The organism is Nocardioides sp. GCM10027114 (genome assembly GCF_042659625.1).
GTDB lineage: Bacteria > Actinomycetota > Actinomycetes > Propionibacteriales > Nocardioidaceae > Nocardioides.
Map to the genome: position 1 here is coordinate 178,672 of NZ_JBHSSS010000026.1, position 23,782 is coordinate 202,453.

General features: G+C 73.7%; 23 protein-coding genes. 16 read left to right on the forward strand and 7 right to left on the reverse strand.

The window, feature by feature from the left end; all coding sequences use genetic code 11:
* The first annotated feature begins 48 nt into the window (after positions 1-48).
* On the forward strand, positions 49-1,137 hold the full coding sequence (locus tag ACFP2E_RS15220; protein ID WP_378523657.1) for a GNAT family N-acetyltransferase: 1,089 nt from the start codon (positions 49-51) through the stop codon (positions 1,135-1,137).
* Positions 1,138-1,284: 147 nt separating this feature from the next.
* Here ACFP2E_RS15220 and ACFP2E_RS15225 read toward each other — a convergent pair whose 3' ends face one another.
* Positions 1,285-2,301, reverse strand: coding sequence for an ABC transporter ATP-binding protein (locus ACFP2E_RS15225; RefSeq protein ID WP_378523658.1), 1,017 nt, complete (start codon positions 2,299-2,301; stop codon positions 1,285-1,287).
* A gap of 4 nt (positions 2,302-2,305) precedes the next feature.
* On the opposite strand from ACFP2E_RS15225, the gene ACFP2E_RS15230 reads away from it, so the two are divergent.
* The 3 genes from ACFP2E_RS15230 to ACFP2E_RS15240 all read left to right on the forward strand — a co-directional run bounded on the left by ACFP2E_RS15230 (position 2,306) and on the right by ACFP2E_RS15240 (position 4,752).
* Positions 2,306-3,007, forward strand: coding sequence for an ABC transporter permease (locus ACFP2E_RS15230; RefSeq protein ID WP_378523659.1), 702 nt, complete (start codon positions 2,306-2,308; stop codon positions 3,005-3,007).
* The gene (locus tag ACFP2E_RS15235; protein WP_378523660.1) at positions 3,004-3,738 is read left to right on the forward strand and encodes an ABC transporter permease; all 735 of its coding nucleotides are present in this window, start codon (positions 3,004-3,006) and stop codon (positions 3,736-3,738) included. The genes ACFP2E_RS15230 and ACFP2E_RS15235 overlap by 4 nt, the downstream gene beginning before the upstream one ends.
* A gap of 66 nt (positions 3,739-3,804) precedes the next feature.
* Positions 3,805-4,752: a glycine betaine ABC transporter substrate-binding protein gene (locus ACFP2E_RS15240; protein WP_378523661.1), complete on the forward strand. Its 948-nt coding sequence runs from the start codon at positions 3,805-3,807 to the stop codon at positions 4,750-4,752.
* A 66-nt stretch (positions 4,753-4,818) separates the two neighbouring features.
* Here the strand turns inward: ACFP2E_RS15240 and ACFP2E_RS15245 are convergent, their stop codons facing one another.
* Positions 4,819-5,922 carry a glycosyltransferase family 2 protein gene (locus ACFP2E_RS15245; protein WP_378523662.1) on the reverse strand — a complete coding sequence of 368 codons (1,104 nt, stop codon included), beginning with the start codon at positions 5,920-5,922 and terminating at the stop codon, positions 4,819-4,821.
* Positions 5,923-5,958: 36 nt separating this feature from the next.
* On the reverse strand, positions 5,959-7,104 hold the full coding sequence (locus tag ACFP2E_RS15250) for a sulfotransferase family protein (RefSeq protein ID WP_378523663.1): 1,146 nt from the start codon (positions 7,102-7,104) through the stop codon (positions 5,959-5,961).
* Positions 7,105-7,266: 162 nt separating this feature from the next.
* Here ACFP2E_RS15250 and ACFP2E_RS15255 point away from each other — a divergent pair, with 162 nt between their 5' ends.
* Positions 7,267-8,457 carry a sulfotransferase family protein gene (locus ACFP2E_RS15255; RefSeq protein ID WP_378523664.1) on the forward strand — a complete coding sequence of 397 codons (1,191 nt, stop codon included), beginning with the start codon at positions 7,267-7,269 and terminating at the stop codon, positions 8,455-8,457.
* Positions 8,454-9,431: a hypothetical protein gene (locus ACFP2E_RS15260; protein ID WP_378523665.1), complete on the forward strand. Its 978-nt coding sequence runs from the start codon at positions 8,454-8,456 to the stop codon at positions 9,429-9,431. Before ACFP2E_RS15255 ends, ACFP2E_RS15260 begins: the two co-directional genes overlap by 4 nt.
* Here the strand turns inward: ACFP2E_RS15260 and ACFP2E_RS15265 are convergent.
* The gene (locus tag ACFP2E_RS15265; RefSeq protein WP_378523666.1) at positions 9,395-10,270 is read right to left on the reverse strand and encodes a sulfotransferase family protein; all 876 of its coding nucleotides are present in this window, start codon (positions 10,268-10,270) and stop codon (positions 9,395-9,397) included. The two genes, ACFP2E_RS15260 and ACFP2E_RS15265, sit on opposite strands and share 37 nt — an antisense overlap.
* 189 nt (positions 10,271-10,459) lie before the next feature.
* On the opposite strand from ACFP2E_RS15265, the gene ACFP2E_RS15270 reads away from it, so the two are divergent.
* The 8 genes from ACFP2E_RS15270 (at position 10,460) to ACFP2E_RS15305 (ending at position 19,524) form a co-directional block, all read left to right on the forward strand.
* A complete protein-coding gene (locus ACFP2E_RS15270; protein WP_378523667.1) occupies positions 10,460-11,434 on the forward strand; it encodes a Rossmann-like and DUF2520 domain-containing protein in 975 nt (324 codons plus the stop codon).
* Entirely contained in the window at positions 11,431-12,408 is a 978-nt protein-coding gene (panC, locus tag ACFP2E_RS15275; RefSeq protein ID WP_378523668.1) for a pantoate--beta-alanine ligase, read from the forward strand. Before ACFP2E_RS15270 ends, panC begins: the two co-directional genes overlap by 4 nt.
* Positions 12,408-12,845, forward strand: a complete 438-nt coding sequence (gene panD / locus ACFP2E_RS15280; RefSeq protein WP_378523669.1) for an aspartate 1-decarboxylase — start codon at positions 12,408-12,410, stop codon at positions 12,843-12,845. Before panC ends, panD begins: the two co-directional genes overlap by 1 nt.
* 9 nt (positions 12,846-12,854) lie before the next feature.
* Positions 12,855-14,537 carry an L-aspartate oxidase gene (locus ACFP2E_RS15285; protein WP_378523670.1) on the forward strand — a complete coding sequence of 561 codons (1,683 nt, stop codon included), beginning with the start codon at positions 12,855-12,857 and terminating at the stop codon, positions 14,535-14,537.
* Positions 14,534-15,436 (forward strand): carboxylating nicotinate-nucleotide diphosphorylase, encoded by a 903-nt coding sequence (nadC, locus tag ACFP2E_RS15290; RefSeq protein ID WP_378523671.1) that lies wholly within the window; start codon positions 14,534-14,536, stop codon positions 15,434-15,436. The genes ACFP2E_RS15285 and nadC overlap by 4 nt, the downstream gene beginning before the upstream one ends.
* A complete protein-coding gene (locus tag ACFP2E_RS15295; RefSeq protein ID WP_378523672.1) occupies positions 15,433-16,251 on the forward strand; it encodes a type III pantothenate kinase in 819 nt (272 codons plus the stop codon). Before nadC ends, ACFP2E_RS15295 begins: the two co-directional genes overlap by 4 nt.
* A 115-nt stretch (positions 16,252-16,366) precedes the next feature.
* On the forward strand, positions 16,367-16,708 hold the full coding sequence (locus ACFP2E_RS15300) for an Lsr2 family protein (protein WP_378523673.1): 342 nt from the start codon (positions 16,367-16,369) through the stop codon (positions 16,706-16,708).
* Positions 16,709-16,944: 236 nt separating this feature from the next.
* Positions 16,945-19,524, forward strand: a complete 2,580-nt coding sequence (locus ACFP2E_RS15305; protein ID WP_378523674.1) for an ATP-dependent Clp protease ATP-binding subunit — start codon at positions 16,945-16,947, stop codon at positions 19,522-19,524.
* A gap of 63 nt (positions 19,525-19,587) precedes the next feature.
* On the opposite strand, the gene ACFP2E_RS15310 is transcribed toward ACFP2E_RS15305, so the two are convergent.
* Positions 19,588-19,917 carry a DMT family transporter gene (locus ACFP2E_RS15310; RefSeq protein WP_378523675.1) on the reverse strand — a complete coding sequence of 110 codons (330 nt, stop codon included), beginning with the start codon at positions 19,915-19,917 and terminating at the stop codon, positions 19,588-19,590.
* A gap of 81 nt (positions 19,918-19,998) precedes the next feature.
* Between ACFP2E_RS15310 and ACFP2E_RS15315 the strand changes: the two genes are divergently transcribed.
* A complete protein-coding gene (locus tag ACFP2E_RS15315) occupies positions 19,999-20,571 on the forward strand; it encodes a TetR/AcrR family transcriptional regulator (RefSeq protein ID WP_378523676.1) in 573 nt (190 codons plus the stop codon).
* A 14-nt stretch (positions 20,572-20,585) separates the two neighbouring features.
* On the opposite strand, the gene ACFP2E_RS15320 is transcribed toward ACFP2E_RS15315, so the two are convergent.
* On the reverse strand, positions 20,586-21,500 hold the full coding sequence (locus tag ACFP2E_RS15320) for an A/G-specific adenine glycosylase (RefSeq protein WP_378523677.1): 915 nt from the start codon (positions 21,498-21,500) through the stop codon (positions 20,586-20,588).
* A 56-nt stretch (positions 21,501-21,556) separates the two neighbouring features.
* Positions 21,557-21,826 (reverse strand): DUF4242 domain-containing protein, encoded by a 270-nt coding sequence (locus tag ACFP2E_RS15325; protein WP_378523678.1) that lies wholly within the window; start codon positions 21,824-21,826, stop codon positions 21,557-21,559.
* A 182-nt stretch (positions 21,827-22,008) separates the two neighbouring features.
* Here ACFP2E_RS15325 and ACFP2E_RS15330 point away from each other — a divergent pair, with 182 nt between their 5' ends.
* Entirely contained in the window at positions 22,009-23,724 is a 1,716-nt protein-coding gene (locus tag ACFP2E_RS15330; protein ID WP_378523679.1) for a tetratricopeptide repeat protein, read from the forward strand.
* The last annotated feature ends 58 nt before the right edge of the window (positions 23,725-23,782 follow it).

Sequence of the window (23,782 nt, forward strand, 5' to 3'; positions counted from 1 at the left end):
GCCGTGCCGGGTGGCTTCGTGCTTCCCCGGATACGGCAGGATGGGCGGGTGATTCCCGAGGACAACCGTTTCGAGAGCGATCCCGACGAAGTCCTTCCGGACGACGCGCCACTGCCCCGGGGGTGGACCGTCGAGCCGCCCGACCCGAGCGACCGCTTCGTCGTCGCCCGGCTGACCCAGCTGCTGCGCGCCCACGAGCGCCACGGCCGCGGCTGGGCGGGCGCCTCGGTCGACGACGTCCTCGTCGAGGTGTCCGAGCAGGGGCTGCGGACCCGCGAGAACGTCGTCCTGCGCGACGCGGACGGCGAGATCCGGGCGTGGGGCAGCGTCCACGACCGCGCCGAGGGCCGGATGCTGTTCGTGCACATCGTCGAGCGCGACATCCCGGAGGACGTCGCGGACCGCTGCTCCACGGTGCTCTTCGAGTGGGCGGTGGGTCAGGCCCGCGAGGTCGGGAGGGCCCGCGGCCTCGAGGTGCAGCAGATCGACACGGGCGCGTTCGCCGACGACGAGCGCCAGCACCGCTGGCTGGCCGGCGCCGGCTTCGAGCGGGTCCGCACCTGGTGGCAGATGAGCCGCCCGGTGACGCCCGACGAGGCGACGCTCGTCGACGACCCTGCCCACTGGCAGAAGGGCGAGGTCGTCTTCCGCCGGGTCCGCCGCGCCGGCTCGGGGATGCCCGAGGAGACCGACCTGCGTGAGCTCCACGAGGTGCTGGAGGGCGCCTTCGTCGACCACTTCAACTCCTACGAGGAGACCTTCGAGGAGTTCCTGTACCGGCTGCGCGAGGACCCCGGCCACCGCTGGGACCACTGGTGGCTGGCCGAGCTCGGCACCGGCGAGGACCGTGAGCCGATCGGTGCGCTCGTCGGCACCGTCTCGGAGAGCAACACCGGCCCCGACGGCTCCTACGTCGCCTACCTCGGCGTCCTCGAGGCCGCCCGCGGCCGGGGCGTCGCCAAGGGCCTGCTCAACACGATCATCGCCGACGCCGCCGCCCGCGGCCGCGACCGCGTCGGCCTCGAGGTCGATGCCGACTCGCCCACCGGCGCCGCCGGCCTCTACACCTCGATGGGCTGGCAGACGCGGTACGTCACCGAGTCCTGGCACCGGGACGTGACGGTCGCGGAGGGCTGACGGCCGGTGGCGTAGCGATCCCCGGATATCCGGGGATCGCCTCGCTCCTCGGCCACTGCAGTGCCCGAGAAGCGCCGGGAGTGGCCGAGCGGTGTGACGCGAGGGGCGCCAGGGGCGACCCGCCAGCACCCGACAGGGCGGCGGGCCTCAGCCAGCCGGCTCGGCCGGCTCCCGCAGCGACGCCCGCAGCGCCCGGTGGATCCCGTTCGGCGTCAGCACGCCGACGAACCGCGCGCCGTCCTTGACGCCCACCATGGGCCGGTCGTCGCGCAGCAGCACCGCCAGCGCCTCCTCGAGCGTGGCGTCGACGTCGATCGCCGCGGCGAGGTCGCCGGTGCTGACGTCGTCGATCGGCTCGAGGTGGGCCGGGTCGATGGGGGTGACCGTCAGCCGCCGCAGCCCGCGCGTCGACCCGACGAAGTCGGCCACGAAGTCGTCGGCCGGCCGGCCGAGCAGCTCGACCGGTGTGGCGTACTGCGCCAGCCGCCCGCCCTCGGCGAAGACCGCGACCCGGTCGCCCATGCGGACGGCCTCGTCGATGTCGTGGGTGACCAGCACGACGGTCTTGTCGAGCTCGCGCTGCAGCCGCAGGAACTCGTCCTGCAGCCGCACCCGGACCACCGGGTCGACCGCCCCGAACGGCTCGTCCATCAGCAGCACCGGCGGGTCCGCGGCGAGCGCGCGGGCCACCCCGACCCGCTGCCGCTGCCCGCCGGACAGCTGGTGCGGGTAGCGGTCGGCGTACGTCGCGGCGTCGAGACCGACCATCTCCATCAGCTCGTGGGCGCGCTCGCGGGCGTGCGCCTTCGACTCGCCGTACAGCAGCGGCACCGTCATCACGTTGGTGACGATCTTCTGGTGGGGGAAGAGCCCCACCTGCTGGATGACGTAGCCGATGCCCCGCCGCAGCTGCACCGGGTCCTGGTGGGTGACGTCGCGGCCGTCGATCTCGATCGTGCCGGTGGTCGGCTCGATCAGCCGGTTGATCATCTTCAGCGTCGTCGACTTGCCGCACCCCGACGGCCCGACGAGCACGACGAGCTCGCCGCGCCGCACCTCGAGATCGAGCTGCTGGACCGCCACGGTCCCGTCCGGATAGGTCTTTCCCACGCCGTTGAGCCGGATCATCGGGGGCGTCTCCGGCTCGGCCGCGGTAACGTCCATGCCCGTGACCCTACTCGTCCAGGCGGCCGAGCCGAGCTGCTACAGCAGGACGGTCAACGAGTGGGTCTGCCTGCAGTACGTCACCGACCGGCAGGAGCAGATCCTCGACGCCACCACCGAGCACGTGCTGATCACCGTCGCATCGGTGCTCGCCGGCGTCCTCATCGCCTTCCCGCTGGCGCTGCTGGCCCGCCGCTTCCCGCGGCTGGAGGCCTCGGTGCTCGGCGTGAGCACCGGCATCTACACCGTGCCGTCGCTGGCGCTCTTCCCGCTGCTGGTGCCGTTCACCGGCCTGAGCCCCACGACCGTGGTGATCGGCCTGGCGCTCTACGCCCTCACGATCCTGGTGCGCAGCATGCTCGAGGGCCTGCGCGGCGTGCCCGACGACGTGCGCGAGTCCGCCACCGGCCTGGGGTACGGCCAGGCGCGGCTGCTGTTCCGAATCGAGGTTCCCCTCGCCCTGCCGGTGATCATGGCCGGGCTCCGCGTCGCCACCGTCTCGACCGTGGCGCTGACGACCGTCGGGTCGCTGGTCGCGTACGGCGGCCTCGGCAACCTGATCCGCGAGGGCGTCACCACCAACTTCCGCGCCCAGCTCTTCACCGCCGCCCTGCTGTGCGTCGTGCTGGCGGTGCTGCTCGACGTGGTGCTGGTGCTGACCGAGAAGGCACTGACCCCCTGGACCCGGGGGGTGGCCGCGCCGTGAACATCTTCGTGGACACCTGGGAGTACCTCGTCGACCCGGCGAGCTGGCAGGGCAACCGCGGCCTGCTGCGGCTCATGCTCCAGCAGCTGCTGCTCAGCTTCACGGCCCTCGGCCTGTCGGTCGCCGTCGGCCTGCCGGTCGCGCTGTGGCTCGGCCATCTCGGCCGCGGCGGCTTCCTCGCCATCAACATCTCCAACATCGGCCGCGCGATCCCGACCTTCGCGCTGCTCGCGCTGCTGGTCACCGCCGACTGGCCGGGCGTGCAGTCGTTCGGCCCCTACGGACGGGCCGGGCTGGCCACCCTCATCGCGCTCACGCTCTTCGCGCTGCCGCCCATCATCACCAACGGGTACGTCGCGATCCGCGAGGTCGACGCCGACGTGCGGCAGGCGGCCGACGGCATGGGGATGACGGGCGCCCAGAAGTTCTTCCGCGTCGAGCTCCCGCTGGGCCTGCCGCTGATCATCTCCGGCGTGCGCCTCGCGCTCGTGCAGGTCTGGGCGACGGCGACCATCGCCGCGCTGGTCGCCGGCCCGGGGCTCGGCCGGGTCATCACCGACGGCTTCTTCCGCTCCAACTACTCCAAGGGGATCGCCGGCGCGGTGGTCGTCGCGGTGGTGGCGCTGGTGCTGGAGCTGCTGGCGGCGACCGCCCAGCGGATGGCGGACCCGACGCCGGGCCGGTCCGCGGACGGGACGGATGCGCGGCCAGTCACCGGGACCACGACATGATGGGTGCCTGACGGGGCTACAACCGGACACGCGCGGCACGGCCGCGGGACACAGAAGGTGACACCAATGCACGCACGACGTTCCCTGGCCGCGGTCGCCGCGGCGGGCCTGCTCGCCCTCGCCGGGTGCGCCGGCGACGACCTCGACAACGGCGCCGCCGGGGACGAGTCCCCCGCGGGCGGCGGTGGCGAGGTCCGCATATCGGGGCAGAACTTCTCGCCCGAGGCGGTGCTCGTCGCCGCGATGTACGAGCAGCTGCTCGCCGACGCCGGCTACGAGCCCCAGGTCGACCTCGTCGACACCCGCGACGTGTACATGCAGATCTTCCCGGGCGACGTCGACGTCGTCCCGGAGTACGTCGGCGGCATCGTCGACTACCTGCAGACCACCACCAACGGTGAGGACGCCGAGCGGCTGACGACCTCCGACGCCGCGGAGACCATCAGCAACGCCGAGGCCCTGCTCGAGGAGCAGGGGATCACGCTGCTCGACCCCTCCGCCGCCACCGACACCAACGCGTTCTTCGTGACGCAGGAGTACGCCGAGTCCGAGGGCGTCAGCACGCTGTCCGACCTCGAGGGCAAGACCGTGACGCTGGCCGCCGCCCCCGACTGCGAGGGGCGCCCCGACTGCGAGGGTGGGCTGACCGACGTCTACGGCATCGACGTGGAGAAGATCCTGCCGCTGGGCTTCGCGAGCCAGGACACCTACCGCTCGGTGCTCGACGGCGAGTCGCAGCTCGGCCTGACCAGCACCACCGACGGCACGCTCGAGGAGCAGGGCCTCGTCCTCCTCGAGGACGACCAGCAGATCCAGCCGGCGCAGAACCTCGTGCCGGCCGTCAGCACCGAGTTCCTCGACGAGAACCCCGAGATCGAGGAGCTCCTCAACTCGCTCATGGCGGCGCTCACCACCGAGAAGCTCACCGAGCTCAACGGCCGGGTCGCCGTGGACCGAGAGACCCCCGAGGACGTCGCCGCCGACTTCCTCGCCGAGGAGGGTCTGGTCGGCTGACTGACTCCCGGGGTGGCGGGCCGGGCCCGCCACCCCGGGTCAGCCCCCTACGTCGGTCCCTGGTCGTCAGGGGCGCAGCAGTGCGGCCGGCAGGTCGGGGTCGTCGGCGAACGGGTGGTCCACGACGGTGCGGCCGTCGAGCTCGCGATGGGGGAGCGGGCCCGGGTTGCGGTCCAGGTGCTCGAGCAGCGCCTCGAGGTCGGTGCGGCGGTCCCGGCCCACCAGCCAGCCCATCAGCCGCTGCCGCAGCGGCAGCGCGGTCTCCTCGAACGGCACCGTCGCGTCGTTCCAGAGCTCGCGGACGCCGTCGCGCAGCATCGCCCAGTAGTCGTCCGCGCAGCCGGGGACCGCACGGAAGTACTCCCACATGTCGATCGGCAGCACCCGAGCGAACCAGACGTGGCGGGTGGCGCCGGAGCAGCCGGCCAGCACCGTCTCGGTGCTCCACCTCTTGGTCAGCAGCCGGTCCGCCAGGTCGCGCGGGTCCGACCGCTGCTGGCTGATCGAGCTTCCGTCCTCCCGGACCCGCCACAGGTAGACCGGCTCGGTGAGCACGTCGAGGGTGCCGGCGGCCACGAGCGCCCGCGTCAGCGCCGGCTGGTCCTCGTAGCGGACGCCGGCGGGGAACTCGAGCTTCGCCTCGTCCCAGAAGCGGCGCCGGTAGACCTTGTTCCACGCGAAGACGTCGGCGAGCAGCAGCGGCCGCTCCTCCAGCCGCACCGCTTCGCCGCCGGCGCGGTGGTTCTCCTTCATGAGCGGGGTCATGAACCGCTCCTCGCCGCGCAGCCGCTCGACGGCGCCGATGGCGATGTCGGAGCCGCTGCGCTGCAGGCTGCCGACCATGGCGGCGTACGCCCCCGGGACGAGCAGGTCGTCGCTGTCGGCGAAGGTGAGGTACTCGCCGGTGGCGTGGCGGACGCCGGCGTTGCGGGCCGCGCCGAGCCCGGCGTTGGCCTGGTGGACAACGGTGACCCGCGGGTCGCGCGCCGCGATCTCGTCGGCGATGTCACCGGTGCCGTCGGTGGAGCCGTCGTCGACCACGACGACCTCGAGGTGGCGCCACGACTGGTCGAGGATGCTGGCCAGGCAGTCGGCGAGGTAGTCGCGGACCTGGTACGCCGGGACCACCACGCTGAGCAGCGGGTCCGGCTCTCGACGGCGCAGCCTCATGCGGCGGAGTCTAGGGGCCGCCCAACCGGGTGTTGCTCAGTCCCGGGGCAGCGCCGACCGCGCCAGGAGTCGCTCACGGGCGCTGCGCGGCAGCAGCCGACGCACCGGGCGGGGCAGCCTGCGGGCCACCGCGACGGCCAGCGCGCGGCCGGCCTCACGCGCGGTCGGCGGCTCGGTCGCGGCCGGGGCGGGGCTGCCGGCGGCGACGCCGGGCCTGCGGTGCTTGTTGCCGGGCTTGTCGGGCCGGGCCGCGCGCACCGCGATGACGGTGGAGCGGGAGACCTCCTCGCACTCGGCGTAGTAGTCGGCGTACTCGTCGTGGACCCGGTCGAGCGTCGCCACGGCCGCAGCGTCTCGCGGGTCGTCGGCCAGCGCGTCGAGCGCGGACCACGCGTCGCGGGCCAGCGTGCCGAGGCGGTCCGGCAGGTCGAGGTCGTCCCAGGTGAGCTGGATCCGCCGCAGCCCGGGGTCGACGAAGGCGTCGACATCGGCGCGGAGGGTGACGTCGACCGGCTCGTGCCGGGCGCCCAGGTCTGCCATCGCCCGGGTCACGACGGGCTCCCACGCGTCGAGCAGGTCGTGGTAGCGGACGAAGGTACGCTCGCCGTCCCGGGTCGCCCGCTCGGTGCCGACCATCATGTTCAGCCAGGCGGCGACGCCGTGGGCGTCCTGCAGCCGGTCGTTGTAGTAGGTGCGCTTGCTGCCGACGACCTCGGCCGGCGGCCGCAGCATCGTGAGGTACGACGGCGCGGCGCCGTGGTGGCGGGCGGCGGCCGTCCACAGCGGCAGGAACCACGCCAGCCGGGGGTCCTTGACGAGCAGCTGGTCCGCGCCGGACAGCTCGCCCTCGAGCCAGCGGCCGAGCTTGCCGCGCGCACCGGGGCGGTCGGCGAAGACGCCGGCCTTCTCCCAGGCGACCGGGCGGGCGTCGGAGACCTGCACCCGTGCGTGCTCGAGCAGGTCGTCGTGGAAGTCGACCACCCACTGCGGCTCCCCGAAGCCGCGGGGGTTGGTGCTGTCGGAGACCACCTCGGGCTGCGGGACGTGGAGCCCGAGCCGGCGCAGGATGCCGGCGACCGTGCTCGTGCCGGAGCGGCCGGCGCCGGCGACGAGGACCAGTCGCTGCCCGGTGCCGCTGGCCGGGCTGCCTGCGGGGCTGCCGGTGTCGGGCGAGTCGGGCATCGGGTCTCCTCGGTCCGTCGGCCCCGCCACGTCGTGCCGTGCCGGGGTGGCCCGCAGCGGCCTCCCGGGGGGAGCCGGCACGGGTCCGGGTCGGGCTATTGTGGCTCACCGGCCGCCGCCCGTGCGCGGCGCCACCACGACCCCTGCGCAGGAGACGACTCCATGTCCGACACCACCGGTGCGGCCCCGCGAGCGGGACAGCCGACGGGCCGGCCCTCCGACCAGCTGACGGACGAGCTGGCCGACGATCTGGCCGGCGAGTTGGGCATGGCCGCGACCCCGCAGCCGGAGGACCCGGCCCGCACCCTCGTGGTGGTCGCCGGCTCCGGTCGCAGCGGCACCAGCCTGATGTCCGGCATCCTCAAGCAGACCGGGCTCCACGTCCCGCAGCCCGAGGTCTCCGCGGACCGCACCAACCCCAAGGGCTTCGGCGAGCCGCAGTGGGTCGTCGACTTCCACGACCGGGTTCTCAAGCGTGTCAACGTCCACCCCGGCGACGCGCGGCCCAGCGCCTGGTACGACACCGGCAAGGCCGGCACCCGCGAGGCCAACCGGCAGCGGGTCACCGACTGGCTGGGCCGGCAGTTCGAGGAGTCGCCGTCGCTGGTCGTGAAGGACCCACGGATCGCGTGGTTCTTGGGGCTGTGGCGGGTCGCCGCCGCCCGCAACGACGCCCGGACCGCCACGATCACGATGCTGCGGCCGCCGGCCGAGGTCGTCGCCAGCAAGAACACCTACTACGGCGGACGGCTCGGCGACATCTCCCGGCTGGCCGGCTGGACCAACGTCATGCTCTTCACCGAGCGCGCCACCCGCAGCACGCCGCGCTCCTTCGTGGCCTACCACGACCTGCTCGACGACTGGACCCGCACCGTCGTCGGCGTCGGTGAGCAGCTCGCCCTGCCCGAGGTGACCGGCGCGGGCCTGCGGGCGCTGCAGGAGATCCACCAGCTCGTCGACCCGGGGCTGCACCGCGTGCGCGCCACCTGGGACGACCTCGACGTGCCGGCCTCGCTGCGTGAGCTGGCGGCCGAGACCTGGGAGCAGCTCAGCCCGCTGGTCGACCCGGCCGAGGACACCCCGGAGCGCCACCGCACCCTCGACGAGCTGCGCCGCGCCTACGCCGACCTGTACGCCGAGGCGGAGGCGCTGGCGGACTCCAGCATCGCCGCGGCCGGTCCGGCCGCCGTGCGACGGGCCGAGCAGGAGCGGGCGGATCGGCAGGGGGCGGCCCCGGCCGGGCCCGCCGTCGGCGGCGCGCCGGAGGATGGCTCCGCGGTCCGCCGTGCCTACCTGCGCACCCGGCGGCTCGCCGGCCGGGTCGTCCGGGGCGCGGGCCGGGAGCGGCGGTGACCGGCCGCCACCGCCGGATCCGCAACCTCGAGGGCCGCACCGACTTCGAGGTCGACTGGCCGCTGGACTGGCACGACCAGGAGCCGGGGATGACGGCGGTGCTGCGGGTGCGCAACGAGGCCCGCAACCTCCCGTGGGTGCTGCCGCCACTGTTCCGTGCGGTCCAGCACGTCGTCCTCGTCGACAACCTCAGCGACGACGGCACGCCCGACGTCGCGCGCCGCACCGCCGAGGAGGTCGGCGCCGCGGACCGGCTGACCGTGGCGTCGTACCCCTTCCAGGTGAGCCGCTGCGGCTCCGAGCACCTCTCCACCCCCGAGGAGTCGGTCCACAACCTCGCCTACTTCTACAACTGGTCGTTCTCCCACGTGCCGACCGCCTACTCGATGAAGTGGGACGGCGACATGGTCCTCACCCCCGAGGGCGTCGCCACGTACGCCGACCTGTCCTGGCAGCTCGAGGGCGTCGAGGCGGTCGTGGGGATGCCGCGCCACCCGCTGTTCGTGGAGAGCGACCGGGTCGCCTACGTGGACCTCTGGATGATCAACAACGAGGACTACGTCTTCCCGATGAGCGACCGCTTCCGCTACGTGAAGGCGTTCGAGTGGGAGCTGCGCACCATCCCGGTCGAGACCCGGCGGATGCGGCTGCCCGAGGGGCTGTGCCTGGAGCTGAAGTACCTCGACAGCGACGAGTTCGACCACTGGGCCGACCAGGAGACCTGGGGCGCCACCGACCGCACCATGCGCAAGCTGCGCGAGTGGGAGGTCTTCCAGGCGCTGCGCGAGGGCCGCGTGGACGACCTCGACGGCGTGGTGCGGCTCGAGGCGCCGCCGGAGTGGGACCACGTGATCCGCTACGCCAGCGAGTGGTGGCTGCCGCGACGGCCGCGGCCGGTGGCGGTGCCGCCGGAGCAGCAGGTTCGCCGGGCGTCCGCTCAGGACCCCTCGGGCGGGACCACCTTGCGCGCGTAGGACGCCGCGAGCTCGTCGGGCTCCAGCGTCCCGTCGAGCACCCGGCTCAGCGACCAGCCGCTGACGTCGAGTCCCGACAGCTCCCGGAACCGGGCGAAGTCGTGGCGGTACCGCTCCGCGAGCGCCTCGATGTCGCGCCCGCTCGGGGCGGTGCCGACGATGGCGTCCTTGCCGCGCATCCCGTGCGGCAGGTCGGGGTGCTGCTCGTAGCGGGGAAGGCCGAGGAAGTCGGTGACGGCGTCGAGGTGGCCGGCGTGGTCGCGCAGGAAGGCGCCGAACTCGACGGCGTGGAAGCGCTCGCGACCGAAGAGAGCGAAGCCGCGCTCGAGCTGCTCGCCGTAGTAGCCGCGCACCACGCCGGAGTGCATCCGGTAGGCGCCGGGGTCGATCCCGTCGGGGATCCGGTCCTCGAGCCCGTCGGGCGCGAGCCGGGTGAGGAACTCCGGCCAGTCCAGGGCCACGTCGGGCCAGCGGCTGCGGTTCATGGCCCACTGGGAGAAGAGCCGGTCGAGCGGGTCGCGGAAGGTGACCACGAACTTCATGTCCGGGTTGTAGCGGTGGATCCGCTGCATCGCCTGCGGCCACCACAGGTAGAGCGGCGTCGCGTCGCCCAGCGCCACCCGGTCCAGGCGGGCGCGGACCCGGAAGTCGGAGAAGTCCGGGTGGTCCCAGTCGCGGTCCTCCTGGTCGAAGTAGTGCATCTCCTTCTTCGGCGCGCGCCGCACGGAGGGGTGCTTGTCGAGCAGGCTGGAGAGCGACGTGGTGGCGGCCTTCTGGGTGCCGGGGATGCAGAAGGTGAACTGCAGCATCCGCCGCCCGACCTTCTTCGCAGCAGCCACCCGGGCCCTCCTCCGCCTGGTCCGCCCCGGGGGCCTGACGTGTCCTGGGTAGTCCTCGTCACACCGCCCGGGCGTTCCGGGCCTCAGGGGCGAGCGCCTACAGTATTGGGTGTTCTGTCCGAGCACACGTCCGGTACCCGCACCGGCCCCCCGGGGTCAGGAGGGACTGGAACGGAAGGTTGGACCACGTTGGACCACCCGGTCACCGCGCCTGCCCCGCAGGCCGCCGCCCCCCACCCCGCATCGGGCCGCGCACCCCTCCGAGTGGGTGTCATCGGCGCCGGGCGCGTCGGCGCAGTGCTTGCCGCGGCGCTCCGCTCGGCGGGCCACGAGGTCGTCGCTGCTGCCGGCGAGTCCGACGCGTCCCGGCACCGCATCGCCACGCTCCTGCCGGGCGTCCCGGTGATGAAGCCGAGCGCCGTCGCGCGGGCCTGTGACCTGCTGCTGCTCACGGTGCCCGACGACATGCTCCCCAACGTCGTCTCGGTGCTCAGCGACAGCGGCGCGCTCCGCGAGGGCCAGTACGTCGTGCACACGTCGGGCCGCCACGGGCTGGCCGTCCTCGCCCCTGCCCGCGCGGTCGGGGCCCGCGGCGTCGCCGCCCACCCGGCGATGACCTTCACGGGCACGCCGCTCGACCTGGGCCGGCTCGAGGGCTGTGTCTTCGGGCTCACCGCCGACGCCGCCGAGCGCGACCTCGCCACCGAGCTGGTCGGCGCCGTCGGTGGCCGTCCGCTCTGGATCACGGAGCAGCGCCGGGCGCTCTACCACGCCTCGCTCGCCCACGGCGCCAACCACCTCGTCACGCTGGTCGCCGAGGCCATGGAGCTGCTCGCCGCCGCGGGCGCCGACGACCCCGCGCTGACCCTGCGGCCGCTGCTCACCGCCGCCCTCGACAACGCCCTGGCCCGGGGCGACGACGCGCTCACGGGGCCCATCGTCCGCGGCGACGCCGAGACGGTGCGGGGTCACCTGGCGGAGATCGCGGCCACCGCGCCGCACACGCTGCCGTCGTACGTCGCGATGGCGCGCGCGACCGTCGACCGGGTCGTCACCGACGGCCGGCTGCTACCCATCCGGGCGGCCAAGATCCGCCGCATCCTCGACGATGCTGCCGACCGGGCCGCCGACCTGGCCGCTGAGACAGACCGGCAGCCGCGGTGAGCGCCCGCCCCCTCCTCGCGCGCGACCGCGAGGAGCTCTCCGGCCTGCTCGCGCCCGCCCGGCGCGAGGGGCGCACCGTCGCGTTCGTCCCCACGATGGGCGCCCTCCACGAGGGGCACGCCGCCCTGGTGCGGGCCGCCCGCGAGCGCGCCGGCGATGGCCTCGTGGTCGTCTCGGTCTTCGTGAACCCCCTCCAGTTCGGCCCCGGGGAGGACCTCGACCGCTACCCGCGCACGCTCGAGGCCGATCTGGACGTCTGCGCGCGTGCGGGCGCGGACGTGGTGTTCGCCCCCGCGGTCGACGAGGTCTACCCCGACGGCGACCCGCAGGTGCAGGTCGACCCGGGCCCGCTCGCCGACGAGCTCGAGGGGCGTGTCCGACCCGGCCACTTCCGCGGGGTCCTGACCGTGGTGGCCAAGCTGCTCGGCCTCGTCGGGCCGGACGTCGCCCTCTTCGGCGAGAAGGACTACCAGCAGCTCGTGCTGGTGCGGCGGATGGTGCGCGACCTGTGCCTGCCGGTGGAGGTCGTCGGCCTGCCCACCGTGCGCGAGGAGGACGGCCTCGCCCTGTCGAGCCGCAACGCCTACCTCGACGACGAGCAGCGCCTGCAGGCCGTCGCCCTCAGCCGGACCCTGCTGGCCGCCCAGGCCGCCGCGGAGCAGGAGGGCTTCGCCGCCGCGCTGGAGGCTGCCCGCGCCGAGATGCGCCTCGCGACGGGGGTCGACCTCGACTACCTCGAGATCACCGACCCGGACCTCGCGCCGCTGCCCGAGGGTGCCCCCGCCGGCAGCGAGGGCCGGGTCCTCATCGCCGCCCGCGTCGGCAGCACCCGGCTCATCGACAACCTCCCGCTCGTCTTCGGTGCGGCGCCCGGGACGACCGGCCCGCACGACCCGCACGACCCGCACGAGCAGCAGGACCAGCACGACCAGCAGGACCAGCACGACCAGTACCGAGTGCAAGGAGGCAGCTGATGCTGCGCACCATGATGAAGAGCAAGATCCACCGGGCGACGGTCACCCAGGCCGACCTGCACTACGTCGGCTCGGTGACCGTCGACGAGGACCTGCTCGACGCCGCCGACCTGCTCGCGGGCGAGCTGGTGCACATCGTCGACATCACCAACGGCGCCCGGCTGGAGACGTACACGATCGCGGGGGAGCGGGGCAGTGGCGTGATCGGCATCAACGGCGCCGCCGCGCGCCTGGTGCACCCCGGCGACCTGGTGATCCTCATCGGCTACGGCCAGATGGAGACCGCCGAGGCGCGCGAGCACAAGCCGCACGTGGTCTTCGTCGACGCCGACAACAAGATCATGGCCACCGGCTTCGACCCCGCCGAGACGTTCGGCGACCAGGGCCTCGTCCGCGGCGACACTGTCGCGACGGGCGCCCCGGGTGCGGGTCGCTAGCCTTCGAGGATGACCTCCGACGCCGTCCGCCGGCTCCCGGGCCGCCTGACGGCCCCCGAGCCCGGGTGGACGACGACCGCCGACGTCGTCGTCATCGGCTCCGGCATCGCCGGCCTCACGGCGGCCCTGCGGCTGCGCGGACAGCTGGGCCGGACCGCCAAGGTGCTCGTCGTCACCAAGGACGTGCTGAGCGCGGGCTCCACCCAGTGGGCGCAGGGCGGCATCGCCGCCGCGCTCGGCCCGGAGGACACCCCCGAGCAGCACCTCCACGACACGCTCGTCGCCGGTGCCGGGGCCTGTGACGTCGACGCCGTCCGGGCGCTGGTCACCGAGGGTCCCGACGCCGTCCACGAGCTGATCGCCCTCGGCACCCGCTTCGACCACGACCCCGACGGCGTCCTGTCGCTGACCCGCGAGGGCGGCCACCTCCGCGACCGGATCGCCCACGCCGGCGGCGACGCGACCGGCGCCGAGATCCAGCGCGCACTCACCGCCGCGGTGGAGCGGGCCCCCGAGATCGAGGTGATCCCGCACGCGCTCGCCGTCGACCTGCTGCTCGACGGCCCTCCCGGGACCGGCGGCGTGGCCGGCGTGACGCTCCACGTCATGGGCGAGGGGCAGCGCGACGGCGTCGGCGCGGTGCTCTGCCGCGCGGTGGTGCTCGCCAGCGGCGGGCTCGGCCAGGTCTTCTCGCAGACCACCAACCCCGCCGTCGCGACCGGTGACGGGATGGCCCTCGCGCTGCGCGCCGGCGCCCGGCTGCGCGACCTCGAGTTCGTGCAGTTCCACCCGACCGTGATGTACCTCGGGCCCGACTCCACGGGCCAGCAGCCGCTCATCTCCGAGGCGGTCCGGGGCGAGGGCGCGTTCCTCGTCGACTTCGAGGGGCGCCGCTTCATGCAGGGCGAGCACGAGCTCGCCGACCTCGCGCCGCGCGACGTCGTCGCCAAGGCGATCACCCGCCGCATGCACGCCACCGGCCGACCCCACATGTGGCTCGATGCGCGTCACCTCGGGTCGGAGTTCTGGGCGCGGCGGTTCCCGACGATCCTCGCCACCGCCCGCCAGCACGGCGTCGACCCGGTTCGCGAGCTGCTGCCGGTGGCCCCCGCCTGCCACTACGCCTCCGGCGGCGTCGCCACCGACCTGTGGGGCCGCACCGGCGTGCCCGGCCTGTACGCCACCGGCGAGGTCGCCTGCTCCGGCGTCCACGGCGCCAACCGGCTGGCCTCGAACTCGCTGCTCGAGGGGCTGGTGTTCTCGCGCCGGATCGCCGAGGTGCTGCCGGGCGAGCTGCGTCCCGCCGCCGCTCCGGCGTACGACGAGCGGACGCCGGGCCTGGTGTCGGGCTCGGTCCGCACCGAGCTCCAGGAGGTCATGACCTCACGCGTCGGCGTGCTACGCACCGCCGAGGGGCTGGCCGAGGCAGGCGCGCTCCTCGAGAAGCTGGTCGGCACCCCGTCCGACGTCGTCGACCAGGACGCCTGGGAGACCACCAACCTGCTCACCGTCGCGGCGGCGCTGGCCGCCGCCGCCGAGCGCCGGGAGGAGACCCGCGGCTCGCACTGGCGCGAGGACTTCCCGGCCCGCGACGACGGGCGCTGGGCCGGCCACTTCGACACCGCCATGACCGAGGGCGTGATGGCCCAGGCCTTCACCCCCGCCGCCGCCACCGACGGAGCCGCCCCGTGACCCAGACCTCCACCCGCGCCCTGCCCGACGCCCTCCACGAGGAGCTCGTCGCGGCGGGCCTCGACCCCGCCGCGGTCGTCGACGCCATCCACCGCGGCCTGGAGGAGGACCTGCCCGGCGGGGCCGACGACGTCACCAGCGCCGCGACCATCCCCGCCGACGCGCGCGGCTGGGCCGACTTCGGGGCGCGCGAGCCCGGCGTGGTCGCCGGGCTGGGCGTGGCCGCAGCGGTCTTCCACGTCGTCCTCGGCGACGACGTCGAGGTCCGCGACCGGCTCGCCGACGGCAGCCGGGTGGCGGCCGGGGACGTCGTGATGCGGGTCGGCGGACCGCTGCGGGGGCTGCTGACCGCCGAGCGGACCGCACTCAACTTCGCCAGCCACCTGTCCGGCATCGCCACCGCGACCTCACGCTGGGTCGAGGCGCTCGAGGGCACCCGCGCCCGGGTCCTCGACACCCGCAAGACGCTGCCCGGCCACCGGGCCCTCCAGAAGTACGCCGTCCGCTGCGGCGGGGGCGTCAACCACCGCTTCAGCCTGGTCGACCGGGCGATGGTCAAGGACAACCACGTCCTCGCCGCCGGGGGTGTCGTCGAGGCCTACCGGGCCGTGCGCGCCGCCCAGCCCGGCCTGCGCGTCGAGGTGGAGGTCACCGACCTCGACCAGCTCCGCGCGCTGCTCGAGGCCGGCTGCGAGGAGATCCTCCTCGACAACATGTCGACGGAGACGATGGCCGAGGCGGTCCGGATCACGGCAGGCCGGGCGAGCCTGGAGGCCTCCGGCGGGCTGACGCTCGAGCGCGCCCGCGAGGTCGCCGGGACCGGGGTCGACTTCATCTCCGTGGGGGCGCTGACCCACTCCGTGACGGTCTTCGACCTCGGCATGGACCTGCGGCCGTGACCACCCAGTCCGCCCGACCGGGGCAGTCCGGCCCGCTGCTCGCCGTCGACATCGGCAACAGCCACACCGTGCTCGGGCTGCTCGACGGCTTCGAGGTCGTCGCGCACTGGCGGGTCGCGACCGACGCCCGCCGCACCGCCGACGAGTGGGCGGTCATGGTGCGCGGGCTCCTCCGCGAGTCGCCGGGAGCCGACGGGGTCACCGGCGTCGCCGTCTGCGCGACCGTCCCCTCGGTGCTGCACGAGTGGCGGGAGATGCTGCCCCGCCACTTCGCGGACGTGCCGCACGTCGTGGTCGAGCCGGGCGTGAAGACCGGGATCCCGGTGCTCGTCGACAACCCTCGTGAGGTCGGCGCCGATCGCGTCGTCAACGCCCTCGCCGCGGCCCGCCGCTACGGCGGACCGACCATCGTCGTCGATTTCGGCGGGACGGCGACGACATTCGACGTCGTGAGCGGGGCCGGCCAGTACGTCGGCGGCGCCATCGCACCGGGGATGGAGATCTCGCTCGAGGCGCTCGGTCGACGCGGTGCCCAGCTGCGCACCGTGGAATTGCTGCGGCCCCGCACGGTGATCGCCAAGAACACCGTCGAGGCGCTGCAGTCCGGAATGGTGTTCGGGGTCGCCAGCCAGGTCGAGGGCCTCGTCTCGCGCATGGCCGTGCAGCTCGGGCTCGAGGACCCCTCCGCGCTGAGCGTGGTCGCGACCGGCCACCTCGCGCCGCTGGTCCTCGACGAGTGCCGCTGCATCACCGACCACGACCCCTGGCTCACGCTGCGCGGGCTCGCTCTGGTCTTCGAGCGCAACGCCTCCTAATAGTTGCCACACCTTTTCTGCTATTCACAGGAATTGGCGATTCAATTCGCACGGCACCACCTATTGCTGCCATAGTGTCCGCATTCCCTCGGTGATTACGGAAAGAGGCAGACATATGGCGCAGAAGGTGAACATCGTCCTCGTCGACGATATCGACGGCAGCGAGGCGACCGAGACCGTCTCCTTCGGCCTCGACGGCACGTCGTACGAGATCGACCTCAACGACGCGAACGCCGGCGCGCTGCGCGACGCGCTCGCCGGCTACGTCGGCCACGCCCGCAAGGTCGGCTCCGCCTCCCGCCGCGGCCGCAAGAGCTCGTCCTCCTCGTCCTCCGCGTCCGCCTCCGGCCCCAGCGCCCGCGAGGTCCGCGAGTGGGCCCGCGAGAACGGCTACGACGTCCCCGACCGCGGCCGCGTCTCCGCCGAGGTCCGCCAGGCGTACGACGCCGCCCACTGACCCACCCCCCGGCGAACTGCCAGCAGTTCCCCCGGTGGTCCACGCGAGCTGCCACCAGTTGCCCGAACGCTCGGGAAACTGGTGGCAGCTCGCCTCTTGTGGGGGCCTTGTTCGCTGAGAGCGGACCAGGTTTGGCCCACGGAGGGAACGCGTAGGCTGTCCGTGGGGTTGAACCTCATGTCCCCTTCCCGTCGACCAGGCGGGCGAGGGCCCCGGACTGTCAGGAGAGATGCGCAATGTTCGAGCGGTTCACTGACCGAGCCCGCAGGGTGGTCGTGCTGGCCCAGGAAGAGGCCCGCATGCTCTCCCACAACTACATCGGGACCGAGCACATCCTGCTCGGCCTGATCCACGAGGGCGAGGGAGTGGCAGCCAAGGCCCTGGAGAGCCTCGACATCTCCCTGGAGGCCGTGCGCGCGCAGGTCGAGGAGATCATCGGCCAGGGCCAGCAGGCCCCGAGCGGCCACATCCCGTTCACCCCGCGTGCCAAGAAGGTGCTCGAGCTGTCCCTGCGCGAGGCGCTGCAGCTCGGCCACAGCTACATCGGGACCGAGCACATCCTGCTCGGCCTCATCCGCGAGGGCGAGGGCGTTGCCGCCCAGGTGCTCCAGAAGCTCGGCGCCGACCTCAACCGGGTGCGCCAGCAGGTCATCCAGCTCCTCTCCGGCTTCCAGGGCAAGGAGTCCGCGTCGGCGGGCGCCGCGACCGGCAGCCAGGGTGGCGACGCGCCGTCGTCGTCGCTGGTGCTCGACCAGTTCGGCCGCAACCTCACCCAGGACGCGCGGGAGGGCAAGCTCGACCCGGTCATCGGCCGCGAGCAGGAGATCGAGCGGGTCATGCAGATCCTGTCCCGCCGCACCAAGAACAACCCCGTCCTCATCGGCGAGCCCGGCGTCGGCAAGACCACCATCGTCGAAGGGCTCGCCCAGGACATCGTCCGCGGCAACGTCCCCGAGACGCTCAAGGACAAGCAGATCTACACCCTCGACCTCGGCGCACTGGTCGCCGGGTCCCGCTACCGCGGTGACTTCGAGGAGCGCCTCAAGAAGGTCCTCAAGGAGATCCGCACCCGCGGCGACATCGTGCTCTTCATCGACGAGATCCACACCCTCGTCGGCGCCGGTGCGGCCGAGGGCGCGATCGACGCGGCGAGCATCCTCAAGCCGATGCTGGCCCGCGGCGAGCTGCAGACCATCGGTGCCACCACCCTCGACGAGTACCGCAAGTACCTCGAGAAGGATGCCGCGCTCGAGCGCCGCTTCCAGCCGATCCAGGTCGCCGAGCCGTCGATCGCCCACACGATCGAGATGCTCAAGGGCCTGCGCGACCGGTACGAGGCCCACCACCGGGTCACGATCACCGACGAGGCGCTGGTCTCGGCGGCGACGCTGGCCGACCGCTACATCTCCGACCGGTTCCTGCCCGACAAGGCCATCGACCTGATCGACGAGGCCGGCTCGCGGCTGCGGATCCGCCGGATGACCGCCCCCGCCGACCTGCGCGAGTACGACGACAAGATCGCCGACGTGCGGCAGCGCAAGGAGGCCGCCATCGACGGCCAGGACTTCGAGGCCGCCGCCCGGCTGCGCGACGAGGAGAAGCAGCTCATCGCCCGCAAGGCAGAGCGCGAGAAGCAGTGGCGCGCGGGCGACATGGACGAGGTCGCGGAGGTCGACGAGGAGCTGATCGCCGAGGTGCTCGCGGTCGCCACCGGCATCCCGATCGTGAAGCTCTCCGAGGAGGAGTCGACCCGGCTGCTCAAGATGGAGGACGAGCTCCACAAGCGCGTCATCGGCCAGGAGGAGGCCGTCAAGGCGCTCTCCCGAGCCATCCGTCGGACCCGCGCCGGACTGAAGGACCCGAAGCGTCCCGGCGGCTCGTTCATCTTCGCCGGCCCCTCCGGTGTCGGTAAGACCTGGCTGTCCAAGACGCTGGCGGAGTTCCTGTTCGGCGACGAGGACGCGCTGATCCAGCTCGACATGAGCGAGTTCGGCGAGAAGCACACCGTCTCGCGGCTTTTCGGCTCACCCCCGGGCTACGTCGGCTACGAGGAGGGCGGCCAGCTCACCGAGAAGGTGCGGCGCAAGCCGTTCTCGGTGGTCCTCTTCGACGAGGTCGAGAAGGCCCACCCGGACATCTTCAACAGCCTGCTGCAGATCCTGGAGGAGGGTCGCCTGACCGACTCCCAGGGCCGGGTGGTCGACTTCAAGAACACCGTCATCATCATGACCACCAACCTCGGCACCCGCGACATCGCCAAGGGCGTCAACCTCGGCTTCTCCGCCGCGGGCGACGCCGCGGGCTCCTACGAGAAGATGAAGAACAAGGTCTCGGAGGAGCTCAAGCAGCACTTCCGTCCGGAGTTCCTCAACCGCGTCGACGAGATCATCGTGTTCCCGCCGCTGTCGCAGGAGCAGATCATCTCGATGGTCGACAACATGATCGCCGCGGTGGAGACCCGCCTGAAGGACCGCGACATGCGGATCGAGCTGACCCAGAACGCCAAGAACCTGCTCGCCGAGCGGGGCTTCGACCCGGTGCTGGGTGCCCGGCCGCTGCGTCGCACCGTGCAGCGCGAGGTCGAGGACGTCCTGGCCGAGAAGATGCTGTACGGCGAGGTGGGCCCCGGCCAGATCGTGCTGGTCGACGTCGAGGGCGAGGGCCCCGGCGCGACGTTCACCTTCAAGGGTCAGAAGGTCGACGTGCTGCCCGACCTGCCGCCGTTCGAGGCGGCCGAGGTCGGCCAGGGCGAGACCCCTGCCGAGGGTCCGGACGACTCCGACAGCGGCAGCGACGTGCCGAAGTCCGGCGACTGACGCCTGAGCAGTCCCGACGCCGACCCGCCCGAGACTTTCGGGCGGGTCGGCGCATTTCCGGGGTCAGTGGGCAGTGCTGTGCAGGTTGAGCACCACGACGCCGACGATGATCATCGCCAGGGCGGCCGCCTTCACCAGGTCGATCCGCTCGCCGAGGAAGAGCAGGCCGATCGTCACGATGCCGGCCGTGCCGAGGCCGGACCAGGCGGCGTACGCGATCGACACCGAGATGTCGCGCACCACCAGGGCGAGGAGCCAGATGGAGAGCGCGTAGCCGCCCAGCACGAACGCCGTCCAGCCGGGGTCGCGGAACCCCTGGGTGCGCGGCAGCGACGCGGTGGCCGCGACCTCCACCCCGATGGCGGACAGCAACAACGTCCAGGCGACGACCATGACCCCTCCTCCTGTGTGTAGCGACTGCTACAAATGTAGCAGTCGCTACAATCGGCGTCGAGACGGCGATCGAGGAGGACGATGACGCGGGAGACCTCGCGGCGGGCCGAGCTGGCCGACGCCGCCACCGAGTACGTGCTGGAGCACGGGCTGCTCGAGCTGAGCCTGCGGCCCCTGGCTGCGGCCGTCGGCACCAGCGACCGGATGCTGCTCTACCACTTCGACGGCAAGGACGACCTCGTCGCGACCGTGCTGCGCACCTCCAACGACATCGCGGTGGCCCAGGTGCGGGCGCTGGCGCCGTCGCGGGACGTGCGTCGCGCGGTGCTCGACCTCTGGGCGCTGAGCACCACCCCGCGCATGGACCGGTGTGAGCGCGTCTACGTCGAGGCCGCAGCCCTCGGGCTGCTGGGCCGGGAGCCCTACGCCAGCGTCGTCGGCGAGGCCAACGAGCGCTGGGTGAACGCGCTGGTGGACCACCTCGTCGCCTCCGGGGCGGAGCGTCGCCGGGCCCGCCGGGCGGTGGCGCTCCTCGACGCCACCTTCATGGGCCTGCAGCTCGACCAGCCCCTGACCGGGGAGCGCTCGACGCGTACCGTCGCCGACCTCGCGGTGGCCGTCGCCGCGATCGCGGCCGGAGGCCAGCCGGGCTGACCGGAGGCCGCCAATCAGGGAAGCGCGTAGGCGTTGCCCTCGACGGGCACGAGCAGGCCGTCGTCGACGAGGCTCGCGAGGCACCGCTCCCGCTGGGTCTCGTCCGACCAGGCCTCGACCAGTCGAGCAGCCGGCACGGCGGCGTGGGCATCGCGGACCACGCCGAGCAGGCGGCCGCGACACTGCCGGTCGGTCCCGGCCCAGGCCTGGCCCCGCCGCGGCGGCCCGTCGTACGCCGGGTGGCCGGCCGCCCGCCAGGCGCATCGTCCGGCGACCGGGCAGTCGGCGCAGCGCGGCCGGGCGGACGTGCAGACCAGGGCGCCGAGCTCCATCACCGCGACGGACCAGGTGGCCGCGTCGGCGTCGTCGGCGGGCAGCAGCTGCTCGGCGCGCACCCGCTCCCCGCGGGTCACCGAGGCAGGCGGGTGCGCGACGCCGTCGAGGACCCGGGCATGGACCCGGCGGACATTGGTGTCGAGGACGGCGTGCCGCCGGCCGTGGGCGAAGACCGCGACGGCCGCGGCCGTGTAGTCCCCGACGCCGGGGAGCGCCCGCAGCGCGTCGTAGTCGGCGGGGACGACGCCCCCGTGGTCGCGCACGATCGCGCCCGCGGCCGCGTGGAGCCGCAGCGCCCGCCGGGGGTAGCCGAGGCGCCCCCACGCCCGCACCGCCTCGCCGGCGGGCTCTGGCGCCAGGTCGGCGGGGGAGGGCCAGCGGTCCAGCCAGGCCTCGTGGACGGGCAGCACCCGGGCGACGGGGGTCTGCTGGAGCATGAACTCCGAGACCATGACGGACCAGGCGGTGGCCGACGGCTGTCGCCAGGGCAGGTCCCGCGCGTGCTCGTCGTACCAGCGCAGCACCCGGTCGTGCAGGTCGACGACGGGGTGCGCGAGCGCGGTGGGCCCGGGCGGCCCATCTGGGTCTGTCATCGCGGCGATCCTAGGTCGGGGCCGGTCATCGCCGCCCGTGGCACCGGGGCGGGGGGCTACCGGAAGTCGGGGTCGAGCTGCTCGGTGACCTCGACGACCAGGTCCGCGGGGAAGCCGCCGCAGCGGGCGTGCTCGCGGATCGTCTCCTCGTCCTCGGTCTCGTGGACGCAGTAGATCTTGTCCCCGGCCACGTAGCTGGTGACCCAGCGGTAGGGGACGCCGAGCCCGGCGACGACGCCGTTGGACGTGGCCGTGATGTCGGCGAGCTCGTCGTGGCTGAGCGTGCTGGCACCGGGGATCCGGCGCTCGATCAGGAAGGTCGGCATGGGATGTCTCCTCTCGTTCGGGACCGTGGTCCACGGTCGTGGGAGCAGACTGGTCGGGGGACGTGTGACCCGGCGTGGGACGCAGCAGGCTGTCCCGCCCAGGCCCGTCACACGCCCGGTCACACGGTCGGCCGCGATGCTCGAACACGACGCTCGACCGGCGGCGAGGCAGGGAGGTGACGATGCGGATCCGGCTCATCGGCAGCCCGCAGGTCACGGACGACGACGGCGTCGTCGTCCCGGTGCGGGGGCACCAGCCCTGGGCGCTGCTCGCGCGGGTGCTGCTGGCGGAGCGGCCGGTCACCCGCCGCGAGCTCGCTGCCGAGCTGTTCCCGGAGACCGTCGACCCGCTCGGCTCGGTGCGCTGGTGCCTCGCCGCGGTGCGCCGGGCGCTCGGAGCGCCGGACTTCCTCACTGGTGACCCGCTGCGGGCCGACCTGCCCGACGGCGTGACCGCGGACGTGCGGGACCTGGCGGAGGGCCGGCTGGAGCCGACGGCCGTCGGCGAGCTCCTCGAAGGGGTCGACGCGCGGGGGAGCGTCGAGCTCGACCTCTGGCTGCTGGTGCAGCGTCAGCGGGTGGCCAGCCGTGTCGACGCCCTGCTGCGCCGCGAGGTCATGGTGGCCGCCGCCCGGAGTGACGTCGACCGGGCGCTGGCCCTCGCCGAGGTCGCCGCCCGGCGCCGGCCGCTCGACGAGGGCACCCAGATCCTGCTGGTGGCGGGACTGCGGCAGGCGGGCCGGCACGAGGCCGCAGCGACCGCCGTCGACGAGATCGAGGCGCGCTTCGTCGCCGAGCTCGGGGCGCCGCCGTCGCCGGCACTGCGCAGCGCCGTCCGGCCCGACGTCGCCGCGGCCCCGCCCGGGGTGCCCCCGAGGGCACGGGCCGTCACCCTCCTGGAGGCCGGCGAGGCCGCCTTGGCCGCGGGTGCGGTGGACGCGGGGCTCGAGAGCCTCCGCCAGGCGGTGCGGCTCGCCGAGGAGTGCGGCGACGACCGGGTGCTGGGCACCAGCCTGCGGGCGCTCGGGGCCGCGCTCGTCCACGCCGTGCGCAGCCACGACGACAAGGGCGCGCTGCTCCTCGAGCGGGCTGCGGCAGTCGCCCTCGACGCGGACGACCCCGGCACCGCAGCCTCGGCCCACCGCGAGCTGGCGTACGTCGACGCGCTGGCCGGCCGCCGCCCGGCCGCCCAGGAGCACCTGGGCCGGGCCGAGTCGCTGGCCGACGACCCCGACCTGCTCGCGGCCGTGCGCTCGGTGCGGGCCTTCAACCTGACGGACTGGGGCCGGCACGACGCGGCGCTGGACGAGTGGGAGCAGGCGCTCGACCTCGCCCGCAGCACCGGGAACCGGCGTCGTCTTGCGTGGGCCCTCGGGCTGGGCGGCTGGGGCAGGCTCCGCGCCGGCCGCCCGGACGACGCGCGACCCTGGCTGCGCGAGTGCCTCGACGTCGTCCGGGAGGCGGGTTGGGTCTCCTTCCGGCCCTGGCCGCAGGCCGTGCTCGCCGAGGTCGAGCTGACGGCGGGCCGGGCGGGCAGGGTGCCCGACCTGCAGGAGGCGTTCGCGCTGAGCTGCCAGCTGTCCGACCCGTGCTGGGAGGGCAGCACTGCCCGTGCCCTCGCGCTGAGCGCCCTTGCGGCCGGCGACGCTGCCGAGGCCTGCCGCTGGGTGGACGAGGCGGGTCGACGCGTGGCGCGGGAGACCGACGTCTACGTCGCGATGCAGGCTGCCATCCTCGCCACCGACGTGGAGGTCAGCGCCCGGCTCGGCGACGAGGAGCGGCTGGCGAGCCGGGCCCGGTCCCTGCTCGAGCTCGCGGCCCGGGCCCACCTGGACGATCACGTGGCCTGCGCCGCCGACCTGCTCCGGCGCACGGGCGGGTCCGGCGGCGGCAGGTGACCCGGCAGCTCGGGCTGCCGTGGGGGGAGGTTCCGGCACCGATCCGAGGGAGGTCGGT

Bases quoted from the DNA above. Each gene is read 5' to 3' on its own strand.
- ACFP2E_RS15225 (WP_378523658.1), bottom strand. From the start codon at position 2,301: ATGGACGTTACCGCGGCCGAGCCGGAGACGCCCCCGATGATCCGGCTC.
- ACFP2E_RS15240 (WP_378523661.1), top strand. From the start codon at position 3,805: ATGCACGCACGACGTTCCCTGGCCGCGGTCGCCGCGGCGGGCCTGCTC.
- ACFP2E_RS15245 (WP_378523662.1), bottom strand. From the start codon at position 5,922: ATGAGGCTGCGCCGTCGAGAGCCGGACCCGCTGCTCAGCGTGGTGGTC.
- ACFP2E_RS15250 (WP_378523663.1), bottom strand. From the start codon at position 7,104: ATGCCCGACTCGCCCGACACCGGCAGCCCCGCAGGCAGCCCGGCCAGC.
- ACFP2E_RS15255 (WP_378523664.1), top strand. From the start codon at position 7,267: ATGTCCGACACCACCGGTGCGGCCCCGCGAGCGGGACAGCCGACGGGC.
- panD (WP_378523669.1), top strand. From the start codon at position 12,408: ATGCTGCGCACCATGATGAAGAGCAAGATCCACCGGGCGACGGTCACC.
- ACFP2E_RS15285 (WP_378523670.1), top strand. From the start codon at position 12,855: ATGACCTCCGACGCCGTCCGCCGGCTCCCGGGCCGCCTGACGGCCCCC.
- ACFP2E_RS15300 (WP_378523673.1), top strand. From the start codon at position 16,367: ATGGCGCAGAAGGTGAACATCGTCCTCGTCGACGATATCGACGGCAGC.
- ACFP2E_RS15305 (WP_378523674.1), top strand. From the start codon at position 16,945: ATGTTCGAGCGGTTCACTGACCGAGCCCGCAGGGTGGTCGTGCTGGCC.
- ACFP2E_RS15310 (WP_378523675.1), bottom strand. From the start codon at position 19,917: ATGGTCGTCGCCTGGACGTTGTTGCTGTCCGCCATCGGGGTGGAGGTC.
- ACFP2E_RS15315 (WP_378523676.1), top strand. From the start codon at position 19,999: ATGACGCGGGAGACCTCGCGGCGGGCCGAGCTGGCCGACGCCGCCACC.
- ACFP2E_RS15320 (WP_378523677.1), bottom strand. From the start codon at position 21,500: ATGACAGACCCAGATGGGCCGCCCGGGCCCACCGCGCTCGCGCACCCC.
- ACFP2E_RS15325 (WP_378523678.1), bottom strand. From the start codon at position 21,826: ATGCCGACCTTCCTGATCGAGCGCCGGATCCCCGGTGCCAGCACGCTC.
- ACFP2E_RS15330 (WP_378523679.1), top strand. From the start codon at position 22,009: ATGCGGATCCGGCTCATCGGCAGCCCGCAGGTCACGGACGACGACGGC.